The 22,555-nt window shown below is 65.0% G+C and carries 17 protein-coding genes and 1 pseudogene; 7 read left to right on the forward strand and 11 right to left on the reverse strand.

Annotated features, from left to right (window positions below; translation table 11 throughout):
• Positions 1-52: 52 nt before the first annotated feature.
• Positions 53-547: pseudogene (locus tag RM530_RS12835) on the forward strand (transposase); the annotation flags it as partial.
• Between the two features lie 28 nt (positions 548-575).
• Here RM530_RS12835 and RM530_RS19020 read toward each other — a convergent pair.
• From RM530_RS19020 to RM530_RS12850, 4 genes are all read right to left on the reverse strand, one after another.
• On the reverse strand, positions 576-701 hold the full coding sequence (locus tag RM530_RS19020; protein WP_432276102.1) for a hypothetical protein: 126 nt from the start codon (positions 699-701) through the stop codon (positions 576-578).
• A 240-nt stretch (positions 702-941) separates the two neighbouring features.
• Positions 942-1,328, reverse strand: a complete 387-nt coding sequence (locus tag RM530_RS12840; protein ID WP_311365620.1) for an RNA-binding S4 domain-containing protein — start codon at positions 1,326-1,328, stop codon at positions 942-944.
• 17 nt (positions 1,329-1,345) lie between these two features.
• Positions 1,346-3,643, reverse strand: coding sequence for an NADP-dependent malic enzyme (locus RM530_RS12845; protein WP_311365622.1), 2,298 nt, complete (start codon positions 3,641-3,643; stop codon positions 1,346-1,348).
• Positions 3,644-3,946: 303 nt separating this feature from the next.
• Positions 3,947-8,074: a M36 family metallopeptidase gene (locus RM530_RS12850; RefSeq protein ID WP_311365623.1), complete on the reverse strand. Its 4,128-nt coding sequence runs from the start codon at positions 8,072-8,074 to the stop codon at positions 3,947-3,949.
• A gap of 277 nt (positions 8,075-8,351) precedes the next feature.
• Here RM530_RS12850 and RM530_RS12855 point away from each other — a divergent pair, with 277 nt between their 5' ends.
• The 3 genes from RM530_RS12855 to RM530_RS12865 all read left to right on the forward strand — a co-directional run bounded on the left by RM530_RS12855 (position 8,352) and on the right by RM530_RS12865 (position 9,715).
• Positions 8,352-8,732: a hypothetical protein gene (locus tag RM530_RS12855; RefSeq protein ID WP_311365624.1), complete on the forward strand. Its 381-nt coding sequence runs from the start codon at positions 8,352-8,354 to the stop codon at positions 8,730-8,732.
• Positions 8,733-8,831: 99 nt separating this feature from the next.
• Entirely contained in the window at positions 8,832-9,350 is a 519-nt protein-coding gene (locus tag RM530_RS12860; protein ID WP_311365626.1) for a DUF4442 domain-containing protein, read from the forward strand.
• A gap of 80 nt (positions 9,351-9,430) precedes the next feature.
• Entirely contained in the window at positions 9,431-9,715 is a 285-nt protein-coding gene (locus RM530_RS12865) for a hypothetical protein (protein WP_311365628.1), read from the forward strand.
• Between the two features lie 39 nt (positions 9,716-9,754).
• Here the strand turns inward: RM530_RS12865 and RM530_RS12870 are convergent, their stop codons facing one another.
• The 4 genes from RM530_RS12870 to icmF form a co-directional block, all read right to left on the reverse strand.
• A complete protein-coding gene (locus tag RM530_RS12870; RefSeq protein WP_311365630.1) occupies positions 9,755-11,554 on the reverse strand; it encodes an acyl-CoA dehydrogenase in 1,800 nt (599 codons plus the stop codon).
• Between the two features lie 3 nt (positions 11,555-11,557).
• Entirely contained in the window at positions 11,558-12,412 is an 855-nt protein-coding gene (locus RM530_RS12875; protein WP_311365631.1) for a 3-hydroxybutyryl-CoA dehydrogenase, read from the reverse strand.
• A 10-nt stretch (positions 12,413-12,422) separates the two neighbouring features.
• Complete coding sequence (locus RM530_RS12880) at positions 12,423-13,607, reverse strand: acetyl-CoA C-acyltransferase family protein (protein WP_311365632.1); 1,185 nt, start codon at positions 13,605-13,607, stop codon at positions 12,423-12,425.
• A gap of 93 nt (positions 13,608-13,700) precedes the next feature.
• Positions 13,701-16,967 carry a fused isobutyryl-CoA mutase/GTPase IcmF gene (gene icmF / locus RM530_RS12885; RefSeq protein ID WP_311365634.1) on the reverse strand — a complete coding sequence of 1,089 codons (3,267 nt, stop codon included), beginning with the start codon at positions 16,965-16,967 and terminating at the stop codon, positions 13,701-13,703.
• Between the two features lie 144 nt (positions 16,968-17,111).
• On the opposite strand from icmF, the gene RM530_RS12890 reads away from it, so the two are divergent.
• Positions 17,112-18,170, forward strand: coding sequence for an AraC family transcriptional regulator (locus RM530_RS12890; protein ID WP_311365636.1), 1,059 nt, complete (start codon positions 17,112-17,114; stop codon positions 18,168-18,170).
• A gap of 138 nt (positions 18,171-18,308) precedes the next feature.
• Here RM530_RS12890 and dnaQ read toward each other — a convergent pair whose 3' ends face one another.
• The 3 genes from dnaQ to RM530_RS12905 are packed head-to-tail and all read right to left on the reverse strand — an operon-like array spanning position 18,309 to position 20,211.
• Entirely contained in the window at positions 18,309-19,025 is a 717-nt protein-coding gene (gene dnaQ / locus RM530_RS12895) for a DNA polymerase III subunit epsilon (protein WP_311365638.1), read from the reverse strand.
• Entirely contained in the window at positions 19,022-19,474 is a 453-nt protein-coding gene (gene rnhA / locus RM530_RS12900; RefSeq protein ID WP_311365641.1) for a ribonuclease HI, read from the reverse strand. The genes dnaQ and rnhA overlap by 4 nt, the downstream gene beginning before the upstream one ends.
• Positions 19,471-20,211 (reverse strand): methyltransferase domain-containing protein, encoded by a 741-nt coding sequence (locus tag RM530_RS12905; protein WP_311365643.1) that lies wholly within the window; start codon positions 20,209-20,211, stop codon positions 19,471-19,473. Before RM530_RS12905 ends, rnhA begins: the two co-directional genes overlap by 4 nt.
• Before the next feature lie 226 nt (positions 20,212-20,437).
• Between RM530_RS12905 and gloB the strand changes: the two genes are divergently transcribed.
• Entirely contained in the window at positions 20,438-21,217 is a 780-nt protein-coding gene (gene gloB / locus RM530_RS12910; protein ID WP_311365644.1) for a hydroxyacylglutathione hydrolase, read from the forward strand.
• Positions 21,214-22,497: a LysM peptidoglycan-binding domain-containing protein gene (locus tag RM530_RS12915; protein WP_311365645.1), complete on the forward strand. Its 1,284-nt coding sequence runs from the start codon at positions 21,214-21,216 to the stop codon at positions 22,495-22,497. The genes gloB and RM530_RS12915 overlap by 4 nt, the downstream gene beginning before the upstream one ends.
• The last annotated feature ends 58 nt before the right edge of the window (positions 22,498-22,555 follow it).

Consider the following 22,555-nt stretch of genomic DNA (forward strand, 5'->3'; position numbering starts at 1 on the left):
TAACTTTAATTATACAAACAACGCTTCGGACGAAGCATGGACGAGACTGCCAGTGAATCAGTCCCGGACCCAGCTGCGTTTTCCCTCCATCGCCGGCTTTACGGTGCGCGCCGATTTCGATGGCGGCGCGATGTCCACCGACTTCGGCCCGCTGTTGCTGCATGGCACGGATCGGCAGACCGGGTTGATCGACCGGCTGGCGTCGGCGATCCAGGATCGACGGCATGCCTCCTGCGTCGACCACAGCCTCAACGATCTCTTGCGCCGGCGCGTTTTCCAGACCGCCTGCGGCTACGTCGACGGCAACGATGCCAACAGCCTGCGCCACGACCTGGTCTTCAAGCTCGTGTCCGAGCGTGCGCCGCTGGATGCCGACAACGCTCTGGCCTCCGGCCCCAGCTTCTCGCGTCTGGAGAACGCGATGACCCGCTAGGATATTGACCGTCTTGCGCAGGCCTTCATCGATGCCTTCGTCGCCAGCGACGCCAAGCCGCCGGCCGTGATCGTGCTGGACATGGATCACTCGGAGGATCCCACTCACGGGCAACCGGGCGCTGACACCCAAGGCCACACCGCTACTGGAGCAGACCCGTGCCCTGCACGCGCAACGCTGCGCCGATGCGCGCCGCCTCGCTCAGGCCGAGCCAGCCGCGACGCGTCTGTACGCGGATGTCGACTACCAGGCCGGCTCCTGGTCGCACGCGTGGCTCGTTGGATCGGGCTGGCGCAGAAATCGGCTCGGTCGAGCGCCGGTCAGCTGGCGGAGGGTGCCGAGCGGGGCGCGTGGGGCGGTTTATGAACCATCCGGGCCAAGGATTGCACAGGAGCGTCTCCGCCAATATCGGGATCCCTTCCAGGGAAAGCATTGACCGGGCGCGCCAACGACAAACGGCGGTTTGGATCGCGCGCATTCGGCCGCAGCTGGCCGCGTGCACCGACGCTCAGCTGCCCCGCTTGAAGCGGCTGATCAGCCGCCGCTCCTTCTTGCTTGGACGCTCCGTGGACACCGGCACATTGGCGCGCCGCTGTGCCGCTGCAACGGCGCGCTGCTCCACGCTTTGCGCCGTCTCCTCGTACAGCAGCCTCGCCTCCGGTGCACCGCCGCGACGATCGGAAAGGCCCAGCACGCGGATCTCGACACGATCGTCACCCTGGGCGACCCGCAAGCTGGCACCGATCTGCACCACGCGGCTGACCTTGGGACGCTCGCCGTTATAGAGCACCTTGCCGTTCTCGACGGCTTGCTTGGCGAGGCTGCGCGTGCGAAAGAAGCGAGCGGCCCACAGCCATTTGTCGAGACGGACCGGTTCGACACTGCCTTGGCTCACGCGACTTCCGGACAGCTTCAGGCGGCCACGCGGCCGACATTGGCCTCGACCACGGCGACCGCCGCCATGTTGACGATGCGCCGCACCGTCGCCGAAGGCGTGAGGATGTGCACCGGCGCCGCGCAGCCCAGCAGGATCGGTCCGATCGCCACATTGTTGCCGGCGGAAGTCTTGAGCAGGTTGTAGGCGATATTGGCCGCGTCCAGATTCGGCATCACCAGCAGATTGGCATCACCGCTGAGCGTGGAATCGCCGAGCACGGCCTTGCGGATGCTGCCGTCCAAGGCACAGTCGCCGTGCATTTCACCGTCGACTTCGATCTCCGGTGCACGCTCGCGCAGCAGCGCCAGGGTGTCGCGCATCTTGACCGCGGACGGCGCGTTGGAGGTGCCGAAGTTGGAATGCGAAACCAGGGCCACACGCGGTTCGGTGCCGAAGCGGCGCACCATTTCGGCCGCCATGACGGTGATTTCGGCCAGTTCTTCGGCCGTGGGATCGTCGTTGACGTGGGTATCGACAATGAACACCTGCCGGTTCGGCAGAATCAGCGCGTTCATTGCGCCGTAGACCTTGCACCCCTCGCGCTTTCCGATCACGCGGTCTATGTACTGCAGATGGCGCGCGGTGTTGCTGATGGTGCCGCAGAGCATGGCGTCGCCCTCGCCCTTGGCCAGCAGCATCGCTGCGATCAGCGTGGTACGCCGCCGCATCTCCAGCTTGGCGTATTGCGGGGTGACGCCACTACGCTTCATCAGCTCGTAGTAGGACTGCCAGTACTCGCGGTAGCGCGGATCGAATTCCGGATTGACCACGCTGTAGTGCTCGCCTGCACGCAAACGCAGGCCGAAACGCTGGATGCGCTGCTCGATCACGGCGGGGCGGCCGACCAGCACCGGCACGGCGATCTGGTCGTCCGCCAGTACCTGGCAGGCGCGCAGCATGCGCTCTTCCTCGCCTTCGGCCAGGATCACGCGCTTGGACTCGGGCTTGACCTTGCGGGCGGCCGCAATCACCGGCTTCATCATCGTGCCGCTGTGGTGCACGAACTGCTGCAGGCGTTCGATGTAGGCGTCGAAATCCGCGATCGGGCGTGCGGCCACACCGGACTCCATTGCCGCGCGCGCCACCGCCGGCGCGATCTTGACGATCAGGCGCGGATCGAAGGGCTTGGGGATCAGGTACTCGGGGCCGAAATGCAGGTCCTCGATGCCATAGGCCGAGGCGACTACGTCATTGGCTTCCTGGCGCGCCAGTTCGGCAATGGCGTGCACGCAGGCGATTTCCATTTCGCGGGTGATGGTGGTGGCACCAGCGTCCAGCGCGCCACGAAAAATGAACGGAAAGCACAGGACGTTGTTGACCTGATTCGGATAGTCGGTACGGCCGGTGGCGATCACGGCATCCGGCCGTGCTTCCTTGGCCAGCTCCGGCTGGATTTCCGGTGTGGGGTTGGCCAGCGCCAGGATCAGCGGCTGCGCGGCCATGGCCTTGAGCATCTCCGGCTTGAGCACGCCGCCAGCGGACAATCCCAGGAAGATGTCGGCGCCGTCGATGACCTCGGCCAGACTGCGCGCAGCGGTGGCCTGCGCGTACTGCGCCTTGTTGTCGTCCATCAACTCGGTGCGGCCCTGATAGACCACGCCGGCGAGATCGGTGAGCCACACGTTTTCCTTGCGAATGCCCAGATCGACCAGCATCTCGACGCAGGCCAGCGCCGCGGCGCCAGCACCAGACACCACCAGCTTCACGTCCGTAAAGGCCTTGCCGACCACGGCGAGACCGTTGGTGACGGCGGCGCCGACGATGATCGCGGTGCCGTGCTGGTCGTCATGAAACACCGGAATCTTCATGCGCTCGCGCAGCGTCTTCTCGATGTAGAAGCACTCCGGCGCCTTGATGTCTTCGAGGTTGATGCCGCCGAAGGTCGGCTCCAGCGCCGCCACGATCTCGATCAGCTTGTCCGGGTCCTGCTGGTCGATCTCGATGTCGAAGACATCGATGCCGGCGAACTTCTTGAACAGGACCGCCTTGCCTTCCATCACCGGCTTGGACGCGAGCGGGCCGATGTTGCCGAGTCCGAGCACGGCGGTGCCGTTGGTGATGACGGCGACCAGATTGCCGCGCGCGGTGTAGCGGTAGGCATTGACCGGATTTTCCACAATCTCTTCGCAGGCGGCGGCGACGCCGGGCGAGTACGCCAGCGCCAGATCGCGCTGGTTGACGAGTTGCTTGGTCGGCGTGACCGACAGTTTCCCTGGGGTGGGAAACTCGTGATATTCGAGGGCGGACTGGCGAAACGGTTCGCTGAGTTTCATTCGGGCACTGGATGGAGGACTGGCCGGGCCGCACCACAGAGGCGGGCCGCGGAAGTGCGCATAGTTTCGGCCATCCCACCTTCGACGCCAAGCGGCGCGGTCACCGGCCGCGCAAACGAGAAAACGCGGTAGCGTCTTTTCGCGCCACCGCGTTTCCCCACCCGGAACTTGAAACCTCGCGAGCCACCGACTTGAAGCGAGGGGTATCGCCGAGAACGGCTTTCTCCTTCTCCCGGAGGGAGAAGGGAACAGTCATCGGTCCGGCTCACACTTCATACCCGTTTTCTTCTCATGGGAAGACGACTAGCGCGACAGCTTGATGCGCGCTCCCGGCCGGCGACGGCGCAGGCCGGCCGCCAGCGCGGCGAAGCCCAGCCACAACCAGGACATGGCGCCGCCGTCGGAATCACCATCGGCGGTGACCGCGCCGTCATCCCCACCGGAATCGCCGCTCAGATCGTCGCCGCCGGTATCGCCGCCAGTGTCGCCGCTGGTATCTCCACCCGTGTCTCCACCGGTGTCGCCGCCGGTATCTCCACCCGTGTCCCCACCAGTGTCGCCGCCGGTATCTCCACCCGTGTCCCCACCGGTGTCGCCGCCGGTATCTCCACCCGTGTCTCCACCGGTGTCGCCGCCGGTATCTCCACCCGTGTCTCCACCGGTGTCGCCGCCGGTATCTCCACCCGTGTCTCCACCAGTGTCGCCGCCGGTATCTCCACCCGTGTCTCCACCAGTGTCGCCGCCGGTATCTCCACCCGTGTCTCCACCAGTGTCGCCGCCGGTATCTCCACCCGTGTCTCCACCAGTGTCGCCGCCGGTATCGTTGCAGACCCCGTCTTCGTCGCTGACGGACAGGAACGGCGGCTCCGCCGCACCGCTGACCGAAACCTCATCGATGGCCCAGCCGTAGTCGCCAACGAGTTCGTCGCTGGCGACGGTGAAGCGCAGCCGCACGCTGTGCCCGGCGAGGCGAGTGCCGAAGTCCAGCCCTTCATCGGACAGGCGGGCGGAACCCAGCAGGCTGGCATTGCTGCCGGTGAAGCCCTGACGCCCGTCGAGCGCCTGCACGCCGCCGGTATAGCCGGCCTCGGTGAAGCTGCCGCCGGCATCCAGCGCGTCCTGCCACTCGCCGCCATCGATGCTGACATCGACGACACCGCCGTCGTAACCGCTGCTCAGCAGCGGCAGCACGGTTTCGAACGAGTAGTAGTGCCGCCAGGCGATCGAGAACTCACCGTCCTCCGGCACCTGGAAGCTTGGCGTGATCAAGGACAGCTGCGTGGTGGAGTCCTTGTCCGGCGCGAACCAGACGTAGCCGGAATCCAGCAGTTCGCTTTCGTTCACCAGCGCCCACTGCTCGCTGGTGCCGATGCTGTCCTGCGTCCAGTCCGGCGCCGACAACAGCGGGTTCTCGAAGTCATCGCTGGCGGCGGTGCGCGCCACGTCGTAGTTGGCCGGAATGCTGGTTTGAACCGGTTCCGGATAGCGGATCGACTCGTCGGTCGAATCCGGTGCCAGCAGGTTCAGAGTGATTGGCAGCGCCACTTGGCCGCTGACCGAATCATCGAGGCTGGCGCCGATTTCGGCCGTCGCCGTCTCGCCCACGGCGCCGACGGTGAGTTCCACGTTCGCCGCGTCCAGCGTCAGTCCGGCGGCGGTGGTGGAAAGCTCGACCTCCACCGTGCTGCCGGCTTCGTAGGCACCGTTGTTGACCAGCGAGACCGCCAGAGTTGCGGCTTCGCCGGCGTCGAGCACGCCGTCGCCGTCGCAGTCGTTCGCCGACACCACGAGCTGCGGCGCACTGGCCGCCAGTGCGACGTAGCTTTCCACCACACCGGCGTTGTCGCTGTCGTTGCGGTCCGGCGACACCGCGTCCACGCCGATGCCGCGCTTGGCGAAGGCTCTTGCCACCAGGGCGTAGTCCCCGGCATCGGTCGCCAGCGCCACGGCCAGAATACCATTGCGAGCCTCGGTGAAAGTCGGCGAGGTCGGCGTCATCTTCAGGCCGTTGAGTACGTAGGAAATCATGCGCGAGCGGCCTTCGGCGTAACCGTGCTTGTCGAGTAGCGCGACGTAGACTTCCCACAGCATGTTGGCCCAAACTTCACCGGTGTTGTGGACCTCGGAGTTGCTGGCACCGTCTTCACCGAACGAGACCTGGCACTGATCGGTGGGCAGCGCCACACCGTTTTCGATGTGCTTGAAGCTCAGGCAGTTCTTGGTGAAGTCGGTCGAATACGGCGCGCGACGGATACCGAAGTAGTAGTCCGGAATCACGTAGAAGCCGGTGGGGAACGCCCCGGCCAGCAACGACGGCATCGCGTCTTCCTCACGCACCGCCAGCAGCAGGGAGGAAACGTCGCTCCAGCCCTCGCCCATGCCGCCGCCCTGATTGTTGCTGAGGCCGGAGCCGTCGTTGACCAAGCGGTTGCTGACGTAGTGGAAGAACTCGTGAGAGATCACCAGATTGTCGAGCGTGCCGTCCTCGTCGATGGCGGGGTCGCGCACCAGGCTCATGCTCACGGTCTCGCCGGCCGCCAGCGCGTCCTTGATCTTCTGGCCATCGGCCTTGGAGATCATGATCGCCGGCAGGATGTAGAGCGGATCGGTGGAGATACCACCGATGTTGATCGGCAGATCAGCGTTGCCCATGGTGATCGGCGCGCCGTCGCCGCTATTGACCACGACCATGGCGGTCGCGCCGGACAGCGTGGCGAACTGTTCCTTGGTGGTGAAGCTGCAGTTTCCGCGGTCGATCAGCGCGATCTTGCCCAGCAGCGACAACTGCGGCGGCGCTGGCACCGTGGTGCCGGTAATCGGCACGTCCACGCCGAGGCAGCCGTCGGTGGCATCGGCCGCCAGGTCGTTGGCGAGTTCGACTTCACCGCCGACATCAAAGGTGTTCGGCCCGAACGACGCGCCGGTGAACTTGATGTCCGGCAGTTGAGCCGCCAGCGAGTCCGGCGCGGTCACCGCCACGGTGCCGGCGATCGGGCCGTCGAACAGGTACATCTGCATGCGCGGCGAGCTGCCGTCGGCCGGCGTCAGCATGTTGGCGTTGTTGCGGCCGGAATTGTCCTGGCCCTCGGCCTCGACCGGATCGCCATCGGCGCCTCCACGACCGTAGTTGTCGGTCTGCGCGTTGCCCGAGGCCTCATCGAAACCATACTGGTAAAACAGATCGTGCAGCCAGTTGTTGACGTAGAACAGGTTGACGATCGCCGCCTGCTGAACGTCGTCACCGGACGGGTCCTCGTCGGCACCGATCGGATAGTCGAACATGCCATCCGAGGTGGTCATGCCGAGCACATCACTGCCCGCGTTGTAGCCGTCCGGCGCGGCCAGGTCCAGATAAGCCAGCGTATTGTTGCCCTCGGTGGTGGTGGCACCTTCGGGCAGCCAGGGATCGACACCCTCGGGCAGCGTGCTGCTCAGAACCACGTTCTGCTGCGGTGCACTGACACGCGGCAGGACGTCGCCCGGCTTCGCCGGGGTCGGCAGATACTCGTTGCCCAACGGCCCATCGTACGGACGGAAGTCGCCGCCGCTGTCGGCGAAGGCGGTATAGCTGAAGTCGTTGGCGATGAGATTGTTGCGAAACAGAACAGCGCCGGTGTCGGCTGACACCACATAACCATAGCCGAATTGGCCGCGCCCCTGCGCGTTTTCGCCAATCACTTCCAGATAGAACGCCGGGACCAGTTCGCCGGCTTTCGCGAACCACACCGGTTTGCTGCGTGGTGCGCGCGTGAGCCGCAGGCCGTCCGCCAGCGCCGGAATCGAGAACAGGCTGTAATCACCGCGGCTGGCCGTCTGTACCAGCGAGCCCAGTGACAGGCTGCTGCCGAGATCGCGCACCGCGCTGGCGATGGCGTGCGCAGCGTCCAGAGAGCCGCGCTTCGTCGCCACGGCATCGATATCGACATCCGGTGCGAAGTATCCGGAGGTGGCCACCGGCCGCCCCTCTCGATCCATCATCACGCTGATACGGCGGTTGAACACCTCGGTGCCGGCGATGCGCTGGCGGAAGCGCACGATCACCGGGCCAGTGCCGCGATCGCTGGTGTCAATCAGCTCCGCCGCGTCGATGTTGTCGCGGCTGAGTCCCAGCAGGGAAGCCTGTCGATACAGCAGCGCACGAGCACGGGATTCCGGCAAAGCGGTTGCCCTGAGCGGGCCGACCGCGACCGGTGCGGCACCCAGCGGCGCCCACAGGAACGACGGCGTGCCCAGCTGGGCATCGATTTCACTGCGATAACCGCCACGATTGCGCACGCCGAGCAGCGCGCGCTGAAGGCGCTGTGCGCTTGCGGCAGGCGCGGACGCGCCGATCAAGGAAGCGTCATAGTTCGGCAGTGCCGCGCTGGCGATGGCCGCGTGCGACGCGGCAGCACACAAGCCGGCGGACAGCAGCAAAGTCCTGAAGTGCATTCGATATCCCCGAAAATGGGTCGAGATGAGAATTAGAGAGAGTGGTTGCCGAGCCATCAGCTGCGCATGGCTAGAACCAGATAGATTCGTTATTGGCGTTATAGGCATTTTTGGCACCGTCGCACGCCGCGTCGAACGCGTCGCGACAATTGCCGACACGCCTTGCCTGAAAAGTCCTACAGAACTATCGCATTGCCAGTTCGGGCTCTGCCACTTGCCAAAGGGCTCAACGGCGGCAATCATCCCCTGGTCGACCGCCAGCCGAAGCGCCCTGATCGTGTCTCCACGCCACGCGACGTCTTTGATGCTGCTGTGCTGTGCGCTCCGGGCCTACGCAGCGCCCGACGACACCGCAACACAGGCCAACAGTGGCGATGAAGCTCCGGTCGAACTCGAACCCTTGACTGTCTACCGCCGCAAGGACGCCTTTACCGAGTCGGACCGCAAACTTAGAGAGATGCAGGAATCTCTGCCCGCGCTGGCCACGGAAAACGGCTTGGGCGACGACCGCAGCCTCAGCCAGAAGGTCACGGAGTATGTGGTCGGAGGATTCCTGCCTGCCGAGCCCGTGAACCATGCGGACGATACACCCGAGGACCGAGCCCTGACCCAGGCACATGGGCTGCAGGAGCAACAACGCGCCGCGCACCGGCCCTAGCCGGCAGTCCAGGGAACGGTCAGCCGCTGCACGATCCGATTGCCGCTCTACAGCAAAGCGCTTAGCCTTGTGCCCCGCTTATCAAATAGGCTGTGCGCAGTGCAAATTGGTGATGTCATCCTGAGCAACCCGACCCTGTTCCGGCGTGTCATGTCGCTGTATCCGCCCTATGTGGGAGCCGGCATCCGCGTCACTCGCGTCAGCGACAATTTCCGCGAGATCGATGTCGAGTTGCGTCTCGGAAAGCTCAACCGCAATGCCATGGGGACGCACTTCGGCGGCAGTCTCTACGCAATGACCGATCCATTTTATGCGCTGATGTACATCGCCAACCTGGGCCCGCGCTACAACATCTGGGACTACGGCGCCAAGATCGAATTCAAGCGGCCCGGCACCGGCATCGTGCACGCGCAGTTCCGCCTCAGCGGCGAGGACATCGATCTGGCCCGTCAGAGCGCTCGTGATGGAACCAAGTATCTGCCGGTGCACCACATCGACATCTGCGACAGTCACCGCGAACGCGTGGCCGTGGTCGAAAAGCAGATCTACATCCGCAAGAAGCATCTGAAGCCGGCGCCGGCGCGCGCCACTGCCTCCATCAAAGCGGCCAACGGCTAGTGCCCATCATGCGAGCTTAAAACCCTTGCCGCATTCTGGGTCCGGCCAGGGGCATCATTCGCTCGGATCTGAGGACTCTCATGGGCTCGCGTCCTCGCTTCAACACCAGCCTGTATGCCCGCTGCTCGGCAGCTCGATCATCGGCTCGGCCTGTGCCGCCGGGCCGGAGCATCCGGAACTCCGGCTACGAAGTCTCGCTGGAGCCGCGAAAACTGTATGAGGTGCTGCCGGACCCGGCCGCCGCCAAGCAGGGCCAGGTCCGCGTCGTCGACGAATCCGGTGAGGATTACCTTTACCCGGTGACCTTGTTCGTGGATGCGCAACTACCCAACAGCGTAGCCGAACAGGTGGCAAACGCCGCGTGAAGCGGGGAGCTCCCTCCGGGAGAGCGCCTTCGTCTCCGATCAGAACGCGTCGTCCGCCAAGGCCAGCGCGCTGGCGGCGCCGCAGCGGATGGTGCGGGCCAGGCCGTCGGCCTGGGTCAGCACATGCTCGGCGTAGAAGCGGGCGGTCACCAGCTTGTTCTGCAGGAACGTCGCTTCGGTGCCGGACGCGGCGCTGAGACCGGCCTGCGCCGCCAGGGCCTCGCGAGCCATCAGCCAGCCGCCGGCGACGACACCGAACAGCTTGAGCAGTGGCACCGCGCCCACCGAGGTGCTGCGCATGTCTTGCTTGAAGTTCGCCACCACGTAGTCGACGGACGCGCTCAGCGCACTGACAGCCTCCGCCAATGACTGGCCGATGAGCTTGAGCGATTCATCCGAGGCACCGCTGGCGCTGCTCGCGACTTCGCTCATCTGCACCAGCACCGTGGCGGCGGTAGCGCCGCCGTCGCGCGCGATCTTGCGGCCGATCAGGTCGTTGGCCTGAATGCCGGTGGTGCCTTCGTAAATAGTGGTGATGCGTGAATCGCGAAAATGCTGGGCGGCGCCAGTTTCCTCGATGTAACCCATGCCGCCGTGAACCTGCACGCCGAGCGAGGTGATGTCGATGGAGTTCTCGGTGCACCAGCCCTTGACCACCGGAATCATCAGGTCGACGAAAGCCTGTTGCTGCGCGCGCCTGTCTGCTTCCGGATGCAGGCGCGCAATGTCCATGGCGCTGGCGACGACGCAGGCCAGCGCGCGCATCGCCTCGGTCTGCGAGCGCATCAGCATCAGCATGCGGCGCACGTCCGGATGACGGATGATCGGCACCTTGCCGCCGCCACGCACGCCGGCCTCGACGCCCTGCACGCGTTCGCGCGCATAGCTCACGGCACGCTGGTAGGCGCGCTCGGACAGGCCGATGCCCTCGATGCCGACGCTGTAGCGCGCGGCGTTCATCATGATGAACATGTATTCGAGGCCGCGGTTTTCCTCGCCGACCAGATAGCCGGTGGCGCCGCCGTTGCCGCCGAAGGCGATCACGCAGGTGGGGCTGGCATGAATGCCGAGCTTGTGCTCGATGGAGACGCAGCGCACGTCGTTGCGCTCGCCGGGCGAGCCGTCCTCCTTGACCATGAACTTGGGCACCACGAACAGCGAGATGCCCTTGACGCCCTCGGGCGCATCCGGCGTGCGCGCCAGGACCAGGTGAATGATGTTGTCGGCGAGATCATGTTCGCCGTAGGTGATGAAGATCTTCTGGCCGTCCAGCTGGTAGCTGCCGTCGGCCTGCGGCTCGGCGCGCGTGCGCACCGCCGACAGGTCCGAGCCGGCCTGCGGCTCGGTGAGGTTCATGGTGCCGGTCCACTCGCCGCTGACCAGCTTGGGCAGGTAGGTCGCCTTGAGGGCGTCGCTACCGCGCAGTTCGATCGCCTCGATCGCGCCGCGCGTCAGCATCGGGCACAGCGCGAAGGAGATGTTGGCGCCGTTCCACATTTCCTCGGTCAGCGCAGACACCAGGCGCGGCAGATTCTGCCCGCCGTGCTCGGCGGCGCAGGACAGCGAATTCCAGCCGCCTTCGACGAACTGGCTGTAGGCGCCCTTCCAGCCATCGGCGGTGGCGACCTCGCCTTCGGTCCAGCTCAGGCCCTGCAGGTCGCCGCTGCGGTTGATCGGCGACAGCTCGTTGGCCGCAAACTTGGCGGCTTCGTCGAGCACCGCGTCGATCAGGTCCGGTGTGGCGTCCTCGAAACCCGGCAGGGCCGCGAGCTGTTCGAGGTCGATCAGGGATTGCAGCGCGAAGCGCATGTCCTGCAGGGGGGCTTGATATTCGCTCATCGCTCAGACGCCATAGTCGTAGAAGCCGCGACCGCTCTTGCGCCCATGGTAGCCGGCGGCGACCATCTCCCGCAGCAGCGGCGCCGGCCGGTACTTCGGATCGCCGAAGTCTTCCTGGAACACTTCCATCACCGACAGCAGGGTATCCAGGCCGACCAGATCGGCCAGCGCCAGCGGCCCGATCGGGTGATTGCAGCCGAGCTTCATGCCCTCGTCGATATCCTGCGCGGTGGCGACGCCTTCGGCCAGTGTGAAGATCGCCTCGTTGATCATCGGGCAGAGAATCCGGTTGACGGCGAATCCGGCGCTGTTGCGCACGGTGATCGGCGTCTTGCCGAGCTTCTCCGCAAACGCCATGGCGGTGGCGTGCGTGGCGTCGCTGGTCTGCAGGCCGCGGATGATTTCCAGCAGCGCCATCACCGGCACCGGATTGAAGAAGTGCATGCCAATGTAGCGCTCGGGATGCGAGATCGTGGCGGCGAGCTGGGTGATGGAGATCGACGACGTGTTGGTCGCCAGCACCGTGTTGGCGGAGACGATGCCGTCGAGTTGCTTGAGGATGCGCAGTTTGATGTCGAGATTCTCGGTGGCGGCCTCGATCACCAGTTGCGCCTCGGCCACGGCGGCATAGTCGGTCGTGCCCTGAATGCGCCCGAGAATCGCGGCCTGCTCGGCTTCGCTGATCTTTTCCTTCTTGATCAGCCGGACGAGGCTGGAGCTGATGGTGGCGACGCCCTTGTCCACGGCGGCGTCGTTGATGTCCACCATCGCCACTTCGAGTCCGGACATGGCGGCGACCTGGGCGATGCCGTTGCCCATCAGGCCGGCACCGATCACGGCAATTTTTTCCAGCGACATGGGCGGCTCCTCAGACGCGCTCGAAGATCGCGGCGATACCCTGGCCGCCGCCGATGCACATCGTCGCCAGCGCGTAGCGGCCGCCGCTGCGGTGCAGCTCGTGGATCGCCTTGGTGGAGATGATCGCGCCGGTGGCGCCGACCGGATGGCCCAGTGACACGCCGGAACCGTTGGGGTTGACCTTGGCCGGGTCGAAGTTCAGTTCCTTGGCCACGGCGCAGGCCTGGGCGGCGAAGGCCTCGTTGGATTCGATCACGTCCATCTGCTCGACGCTGAGGCCGGCGCGCTCCATCACGCGGCGCGTGGCCGGCACCGGGCCGATGCCCATGTAGGCCGGGTCTACACCGGCGTGGGCGTAGGCCACCAGCCGCGCCAGCGGCTTGAGGCCGAGCTTTTCGGCGCGCTTGCCTTCGACCAGGACCACGGCAGCGGCGCCATCGTTGATGCCGGAGGCATTGCCGGCGGTGACCTGCCCGTCCTTCTTGAATACCGGCTTCATCTTGGCGAGCTGCTCGGCGGTGACGCCAGCACGGACGTTCTCGTCGACCTCGAACACCACGGTGCCCTTGCGGGTCTTGATTTCGACCGGAACGATCTGGCTCTTGAAGCGGCCTTCCTCGATGGCACGCGCGGCGCGCGTCTGGCTCTCCACGGCGAGTGCATCCATCATCTCGCGGGTGATGCCGTAGCGCTCGGCCACGTTCTCGGCGGTCACGCCCATGTGCATGCCCTGGAACGGATCGTGGAGGATGCCGAGCATGTAGTCCTGCACCACCGAATCGCCCATGCGCGCGCCCCAGCGGGCGCCCGGCATCAGGTAGGCGCCGCGGCTCATGGCCTCGGCGCCGGCACCGATGGCGATGTCGCAATCGCCAAGCAGAATGTTCTGCGCCGCCGAGACGATGGCCTGCAGGCCCGAACCGCAAAGACGGTTGACATTGAAGGCCGGCGCCTCCTTGGGCATGCCCGCTTTGATCGCCGCAACACGGCTGAGATAGGCGTCACGTGGCTCGGTCGGGATGACATTGCCCATGACCAGATGTTCGACCGAATCGGCGGCGAGTCCGGCGCGTTCGATCGCGGCGCTGACGGCGGTGGTCGCGAGCGTGCTCAGCGGCACGTCCTTGAGGCTACCGCCGAAGGAACCGACGGCGGTGCGGGCGGCACCGACGATGAAGACTTCTCTTTGGGACATGACTCGAACCTGGTTGTTGAATTGAACGGGACGGGCCGACCTGCGCTGCGAGCCGAATCGCGAGCGGCGGGCGCACCGACCTACATATACCGACTACATATTACGACGATAACGCCCGCCGACTTCGAACAGGGCCTGGGTGATCTGGCCGAGCGAACACACACGCACCGCGTCCATCAGCACCTCGAAGGTGTTGCCGTCCTCGATCACGCACTGACGCAACCGGTCCAGCAAGGGCCCGCTGCGATCGGCATTGCGCGCCTGGAAGTCGTTCAAACGCTGGAGCTGACTCTGCTTCTCGGCATCGCTGGAACGCGCCAGCTCGATTTCTTCCATGACACCGTCGTCATTCGGGTTACGGAAGGTGTTGACGCCGATGATCGGCAGCGAACCGTCGTGCTTCTTGTGCTCGTAGAACAGCGATTCCTCCTGAATCTTGCCGCGCTGATAACCGGTTTCCATGGCGCCGAGCACACCGCCGCGATTGGCGATGGCCTCGAATTCCTGGAGCACGGCCTCCTCGACGAGGTCGGTCAGTTCGTCGATGATGAAACTGCCCTGGATCGGATTTTCGTTCCTGGCCAGGCCCCATTCGCGGTTGATGATCAGCTGGATCGCCATCGCGCGGCGCACCGATTCCTCGGTGGGCGTGGTGATGGCCTCGTCGTAGGCGTTGGTATGCAGGCTGTTGCAGTTGTCATAAATCGCGCATAGCGCCTGCAAGGTGGTGCGGATGTCGTTGAACGACATTTCCTGGGCATGCAGCGAACGGCCCGAGGTCTGCACGTGGTACTTGAGCTTTTGCGAACGCTCGTTGGCGCCGTACTTGTCGCGCATCGCCACCGCCCAGATGCGGCGCGCCACGCGACCGATCACCGAGTATTCCGGGTCCATGCCGTTGCTGAAGAAGAACGACAGATTGGGCGCGAAATCGTCGATGTTCATGCCGCGCGCCAGATAGGACTCCACGTAGGTGAAGCCGTTGGCGAGCGTGAACGCGAGCTGGCTGATCGGGTTGGCCCCGGCCTCGGCGATGTGGTAGCCGGAAATCGACACCGAATAGAAATTGCGGACCTTGTTGCTGACGAAGAACTCCTGGATGTCACCCATCATCTTCAACGCGAATTCGGTGCTGAAGATGCAGGTGTTCTGGCCCTGATCCTCTTTCAGAATGTCAGCCTGCACCGTGCCACGCACCGTGGACAAGGCCAGCGTGCGCAGCGACTGATACTCCTCGGCGCTGGGCTCGCGGTTCTCGCGGGCCTTGAACTGGTCGACCTGCTGGTCGATCGCAGTGTTCATGAACAGCGCCAGGATCATCGGTGCCGGGCCGTTGATGGTCATCGACACCGAGGTCGTCGGCGCGCACAGGTCGAAGCCCGAGTAGAGGATCTTCATGTCCTCCAGGGTGCAGATCGAGACGCCGGAATTGCCGACCTTGCCGTAGATGTCCGGCCGTTCGCCCGGGTCCCAGCCGTACAGTGTGACCGAGTCGAAGGCGGTCGACAGCCGGTGCGCCGGCATGCCTTCGGAGAGATGCTTGAAGCGCTTGTTGGTGCGGATCGCGTCGCCTTCGCCGGCGAACATGCGCGTCGGGTCCTCGCCCTCGCGCTTGAACGCGAACACGCCGCCGGTATACGGAAACTCGCCCGGCAGGTTTTCCTTCATCAGGAAGCGCAGGGTCTCTCCGTCGTCCTCGAAGCGCGGCAACGAGACCTTGGGAATGCGCGAGCCGGACAGGGACTGGCTCGCGAGTTGGGTGCGGATCTCCTTGTCACGCACCTTCACCACGAACTCGTCCCTGGCGTAGTGCTCCACGGTCTGCGGCCATTGCCCGAGCAGCTTGGTCGCGGCCGGCAGCAGCTCGCCGTCCTTGTCGGAGATCAGTTCGTCCAGGCCGCTCACCGGCTGGCCGGCGGCCTCCAGCAAGGCCTTGGCGGTGCGCAGCGACTGGCGCTCGCGCGCCACGCGCGCCTGCTGGCCGACCAGCTTGTGATAGTCACGCACGGTGTTGGCGACTTCCGCGAGATAGCGCGTGCGGTCCGCCGGAATGATCGCGCGATTGTCGGACGAGGCCTTGCCCTCGATCAGCGGCAGTTTGCCCGGCGAGGTTTCCAGGCCGCGCTCACGCAGCCGTGCCATGATCGCCTGATACAGCGCGGTCAGGCCGTCGTCGTTGAAGCGCGAGGCCATGGTGCCGAACACCGGCATCGTGTCCGGCGCCTGCATGAACAGCTCGCGGTTGCGCTGGTATTGCTTGCGCACGTCGCGCAGCGCGTCGGCGGCGCCCTTGCGATCGAACTTGTTGATCGCCACGAAGTCGGCGAAGTCGAGCATGTCGATCTTCTCCAACTGCGAGGCGGCGCCGAATTCCGGCGTCATCACGTACAGCGACAGGTCCACGTACGGCACGATCGCGGCGTCGCCCTGGCCGATGCCGGAGGTCTCGACCACGATCAGATCGAAGCCCGACAACTTGCAGGCGGCGATCACGTGCGGCAGCGCCTCGGACAGCTCCGAGCCGGTGTCGCGCGTCGCCAGCGAGCGCATGTAGACGTTTTCGGTGTCGATCGCGTTCATGCGGATGCGGTCGCCCAGCAGCGCACCGCCAGTGCGCTTGCGCGACGGGTCGATCGACACGATCGCGATCTTGAGTTTGTCGTCCTGGTCCAGACGCATGCGCAGCACCAGTTCGTCGGTCAGCGAGGACTTGCCGGCGCCACCGGTACCGGTGATGCCCAGGGTCGGCGTGTCGATCTGCTTGGCCGCGGCCTGAATCGCCTCGCGCGTCGCGGCGCTGTAGCGGCCGTTCTCGATGGCGCTGAGGGTGCGTGCCAGCGCGCGGCGGTCTCCGGAGCGCAGGGCCTCGATGGCCTCGCCTTCGTCGGGCGCGAATGCGGCCGCGTCGAAGTCGCAGTTGGCCAGCACGTCGTTGATCATGCCCTGCAGCCCCAGCGAGGCGCCGTCGTGCGGGGAATAGATGCGGGTCACGCCGTAGTCGTGCAGCTCCTTGATTTCGGCCGGAACGATCACGCCGCCACCGCCGCCGATCACCTTGATGTGCTCGCCGCCGTTGGCGCGCAGCAGGTCCACCATGTACTTGAAGAACTCGACATGACCGCCCTGGTAGGAGGTGATGGCGATACCCTGCGCGTCTTCCTGCAGGGCCGCGGCGACGATCTCGCCGACCGAGCGGTTATGCCCGAGATGGATGACCTCCGCTCCGCTGGCCTGGAAGATGCGCCGCATGATGTTGATCGAGGCATCGTGCCCGTCGAACAGCGCGGTGGCGGTGACCAGACGTATTTTCTGCTGGGCCTGGTAGCGGATGATTTCGGGCGGTTTCGACAGATCGTTCATCGGGGCAATTCTCTGGACGCAGCTTGACAGCCCGATTTTAGAGACAACGAGCCGCTCCCGGCCATGCCCGATTCCGCCGCAAGGTGTGAGTTAATTTGCAATAATCGGTACTGAATCCATTTTTCTGAGGGCGGGCCCAGCGGTATGGAACGTGGCAGCGTCTCGATCAATTTCGTACGCAAGGCGGTGGCCGCGCTGGAGCGCCGTGGGCGGCCCGCAAACTCGGTGCTGACTCGATCCGGCATCGACGTTTCACGCCTGGACGATGACCGGCATCGCGTACCGGCCGCGCAGTTCAGCCGGCTCTGGCTGCTGATTTCCGCGCTGCTCGACGATGAATTCTTCGCGCTCGACTCACGGCGCATGAAACGTGGCAGTTTCGCCACCATGAGCCGTTACACGATCCAGGCCGGCAACCTGCGCGAAGCCGCTAGACGCGCGACCACGTTCGTCAATCTGCTGCTCGATGACGCCCAGGCACGACTGAACATCGTCGGCGGCACTGCCAGTCTGTGCGTGCAAACGCGAGCGGATGCCGGACTGCCGGACCCGATATTCGCCCAGGAAACCCTGTTGATCATGCTGCAGGGACTGCTGTGCTGGGCGATCGGGCGGCGCATCCCGATCGAACAGGCCAGCTTCGCTTACCCACGTCCGTCGTGGTGGGACGAATACCAGTTGATGTACTGCGGCGAGCTGGCGTTCTCGGCCCCGCAGACGGCACTGAGCTTCGACGCCGGACAACTCGACGTGCCGATCGTGCAGAACGAAGACAGCATTCTTGCCTTTCTGGCGCAGGCCCCCGGCAACATCATTCTCAAATACAAGGACAGCACCGGTTGTGCGGTGCGCATACGCCGGCACCTGCGGCACACACCGATAGAGCGCTGGCCGGTATTCGAACATCTGGCCACGGACATGCATCTCACTGCCTCCACGCTGCGTCGTCGTCTGGAGCGCGAGGGCACCAGCTACCGCGAGATCAAGGACAGTCTGCGGCGCGAAGTGGCGGTATCGCGGCTGATCGACAGCCAGGACACCCTGGCCCAGGTGGCGACCGCCGTCGGATTTGCCGAACCCAGTGCGTTTCATCGCGCGTTCCGCCAATGGACCGGCGTGCGGCCCGGTGACTACCGCCGCACGCATGCACGCCGAGGCGGCCGCGAGCCTCTACGCCCGAAGGGCCACACGGCGGCAGAATGATCGTTCGCGCTCACCCCACCGCTCGAAAAATGACGAAGCCTCCGGACTCGAATCGGCCAGCGCCAAGATCGGCGCCCCCCTGCTCTCCCGCAAGCGGGCGAGGAGGGTAGCTCGGCATCACGCGGCGCGTGATTCACGTTAAGCGGATTCCGGCCAGAGGCGCTTGCCGGACTTCTTCTCGATCGCGGCGAGCCGTGCGAGGTGGGCTTCGATCTCGATCTCGTCGGCCGGACGCAGCGTCAACGGCAAACCCTCGGCCCTGGCGAACAAGGCGCGCAGCTCCGGCGTCAGGCCATGGTCTTTTGATTCGTCACTAGCCAGCAGCAAGGTCTCCTGGCCGCCGGTCATCCCCAGATAGACGTCGGCGAGCAGGCGTGCGTCCAGTAGCGCGCCATGCAGTTCGCGGTGCGAGTTGTCGACCTCGTAACGCTTGCACAGGGCATCCAGGCCGTTCTTCTGTCCGGGATGCTTCTGCCGCGCCATCATCAGGGTGTCGGTGATCGCGCCCAGAGACGCCAGCGTGGTCGACAATCCGGCGCGCCGGAATTCGTGGTCGAGAAACGTCGCGTCGAACGAAGCGTTGTGAATCAGAAACTCCGCTCCCCGCAGATATTCCGTAAGTTCGCCGACGATCTCGGGAAAGCGCTGCTTTGTCGACAGGAATTCGCGTGTCAGGCCATGCACCTGGAATGCGCCGGGATCGCTGTCGCGGTCCGGGTTCAGGTACCAGTGCTTCTCGCCAATGACGCGACGATTGCGGACCTCGACGCAGCCGATTTCGATAATGCGGTGGTCCTGCGCGACATCGAGACCGGTGGTCTCGGTGTCGAGCACGATCTGTCTCGGGGCATTCACGGGACGGCGACACCTGAGATCAGTTCGTCGATTCCCTGATTGGCGAGACGATCGGCCTCCTCATTGCCGACATCGCCGCTGTGGCCCCTGACCCAGTGCCATTGCACGCGATGCCGAGCAGCCGCCGCGTCCAGACGCTGCCACAGATCCTGGTTCTTCACCGGCTTGTTGCTCGCGGTTTTCCAGTTGCGGCGCTTCCAATTCGGCAACCATTCCTGCAAGCCCTGCATGACATAGTTCGAATCGGTGTGCAGCGATACGGAACAGGGCTGACGCAAGGCTTCCAGCGCGCTGATCGCGGCCATCAGCTCCATGCGATTGTTGGTGGTCAGGGTCTCGCCGCCACACAGGCGCTTCTCATGCCCGTTATGCCGCAACCACACGCCCCAGCCACCGGGCCCGGGATTGCCACGGCAGGCGCCGTCGGTATAGATGATGACCTCCTTCATGCGTCGTGCGCGCTCGAACGGGCATCCGGAACGGCGATGCCACCCAGGATCGGGGCGACCTTGGCGCGCACCGGCTTGCCGATCATCGTCATCGGCAGCACGCGCTTGCGTGCCACCACTACATAGTTGTCAGCCAGCGTCGACAACCAATTGACCGCGCGCGGCCGCCACCATGAGGAACCCGGCCCGAACCGGCGCAGTTCGGTGACCTCGAAATCCAGCAGCTCCAGCCAGTCGCACAGGCGGCCCGCGGCGATGAATCGCGCGCTGTCCGGAAAGGCGCGGTAGCGCGGCCCCAGGCGATTGCGCAGCCCCCACAGACTCCAGGGATTGAATCCGAGAATCATCAGGGCACCGCGGTCGGTCAGCACACGGTCGACCTCGCGCAGCAGATGGTGTGGTGAATGCGCGAATTCCAGGGCGTGCGCAAGAATCATGGTGTCGACGCTCTTGCTCAGCAGCGGCACGCGGTCGGTTTCGATCTGCGCGTGGTTACCGGAATCGCGCACGGTACCGAGCACCAGTCGATGCAGGGTCGCCGCGCCCGCCATCAACTCACCGCCCTGCCCCCAACTGCCGACCTGCACGCAGTAGCGGCCGAAGAACTCCGGCAGAACCCGGCGCAGTTCAGCTTCCTCAAGCGCCAGGGTGCGCCGGCCGCGCGGCGAGCGCGTCCACAGCATGTGGGTGTAGCGATCGGGAGGTGCGGCTTTGCGTGGGTGACGCAGGGGCGCCATGGCTGGGTTCGGAAAATCGGGGCGTCGCAAAATCATACGCGCCCGGCCGGGGCTCGCCCAGCCGCCGCGCACGAACCGCCGCACGAACCGCCATTAAGTTTCAGTTCGGGTTCGGCCAACTACGTTCGCCGGCTCAATCGCTGAGGGGGCAGCCTGGATGCGGTGGCTTGCGTTCCGACGCCACGCTGTAGTCACATGAGCGCTTCTTCTTGCATGGCCCTCTTCCATGAACTCGATCGAACCGATACCGGCCTTCAGTGACAACTACATCTGGGCACTGGTCGGTGAGCGTTATGCCTGGATCGTCGATCCCGGCGAGGCCGCACCGGTTTGCAAATTCCTGAGCGACCGCAATCTGGGGCTCGCCGGTATTCTGGTGACGCATTGGCATCCAGATCATATCGGGGGCATCGCCGAATTGCAGCGCGACGCGGCGATTCCGGTGGTCGGGCCCGCCAGTGAGGCTCAGCGCATCGAATTGCTGACCCGCCCGGTCGCCGATGGCGATCTTGTGGAGCTGCTCGGCCGGAGCTGGCGCGTGATCGAAGTTCCCGGGCATACGCTGGGGCATATTGCCTATTACAGCGAGGGTTACCTGCTGTGCGGTGACACGCTGTTCTCGGCCGGCTGCGGGCGGCTGTTCGAAGGCACGCCGGAGCAGATGCACCACTCGCTGAGCCGCCTGTCCGAGCTGCCGGACGAGACGCAGCTGTACTGCGCGCATGAATACACTGCCGCCAATCTGGCATTCGCCAAAGCCGTGGAACCGGACAGTGCGGTGCTACGCGAAGCCGAAGACAACGTTCATGCGGCGCGTCAGCGCGGCCTGCCGAGCCTGCCCTCGACCATTGGGCGCGAGCATCGAATCAATCCGTTCCTGCGCGTCGGCGAGCCTGCCGTGATCGCCGCGGCAAGAGCCCAAGGCGCCGAATCGGACGCGCCGGCAACGGTGTTTGCTACCCTGCGCAACTGGAAGGATAACTACAAAGCGCAGACCTCCAGATGATCGGATTGACACTCGCGGCGCGGCGTCTTGCCGTGGCGTTGCTGCTGTTGCTGACGGCGCTGCCCGGCCAGGCCGCCGAACAGATCTGGCCGCGTGTGTGCGAAGGCATGTCGCTGCACGGCGAGGCCCAGCCACAGGTCCAGAAGTGGCGCGGCTACTACAGCTCGCACCCGCGTCGCGTTCGATCGCTGCTTGCGCCGAGCGAACCCTGGCTATGGCATATCGTGCGCGCGATCGACGAGCGCGGATTTCCGATGGAAATCGCCCTGCTGCCCGTGATCGAGAGCAACTACAACCCCAGCGCCCGCTCGCCCGGTGGCGCCGAGGGGCTGTGGCAGTTCGTCGGCGTGACCGCCCGTAATCACGGCCTGCGTGAAACCGATTGGTATGACGGCCGGCGAGACGCGCTCGCATCCACCGATGCGGCGCTCGACTACCTGGCAAACCTGCATGACCTGTTCGACAACTGGCTGCTGGCGCTGGCGGCCTATAACGTCGGCGAGAACCGACTGATCGCCGAACAGCGCAAGCAGAGGGCCGCCGGGCTTCCCCGCAATTTCTGGAAAATGCCGCTTCCGGAAGAAACTCGGGGCCACGTGCCGCGCCTGCTGGGACTGGCGCTGGCCGTGTGTGGCGACGACATGCGCCTGCCGGAGATCAAGGACACACCGGTCACAGACATCGTCCAACTACCCGGCCAGATCGACCTGCAGGTCGCATCGGACTGGAGCGGTGTGCCCTTGTCGACCCTGTTCGCGATCAATCCTGGCCTGCGTTATTCGGTGACTGATCCGGACGGGCCGCACCGGCTGCTGATGCCGATCAGAAACATCGAGAAATTCAAGCTGCGTCTCGCAAGCGCCGACCAGTCCGAGTTCGTCCGCTACGCTCGCCACACCGTCGCCAGCGGCGACAATCTTTCATCCATCGCGCAACGCTACGGCTCGAGCGTCGGGGCGATACAACGCACCAATCGCCTCAGCGGCACGCTGATCAAGGCCGGCCATACCCTGATGATCCCGAAAGGCGGCAGGCCGGCAAGCACCTTGAAACCGCCGCTGGTCGCATCCACCACCACCTCCCGTCGGCAAAAGGCGGAGTACGTGGTGCAGGCAGGTGACAGCCTGTCTGTCCTTGCGCAACGATTCGGGGTCAGCCAAAAGGAATTGGAGTCATGGAACGACCTGTCGCGCAGCGGAGTCCTGCGTATCGGCCGAAAGCTGGTGATCTGGCTGCCGCAAGACGGCGACAGCAACAGCGAGCGTTCCCCGGATGCATGAACCCGGGCTGGAGCGCAGCGAACGCGCAAGTAATCTGTCAGCTTGTTTTGCTACAGTC

The sequence above is a fragment of the Banduia mediterranea genome (genome assembly GCF_031846245.1).
Classification (GTDB): Bacteria; Pseudomonadota; Gammaproteobacteria; order Nevskiales; family Nevskiaceae; genus Banduia; species Banduia mediterranea.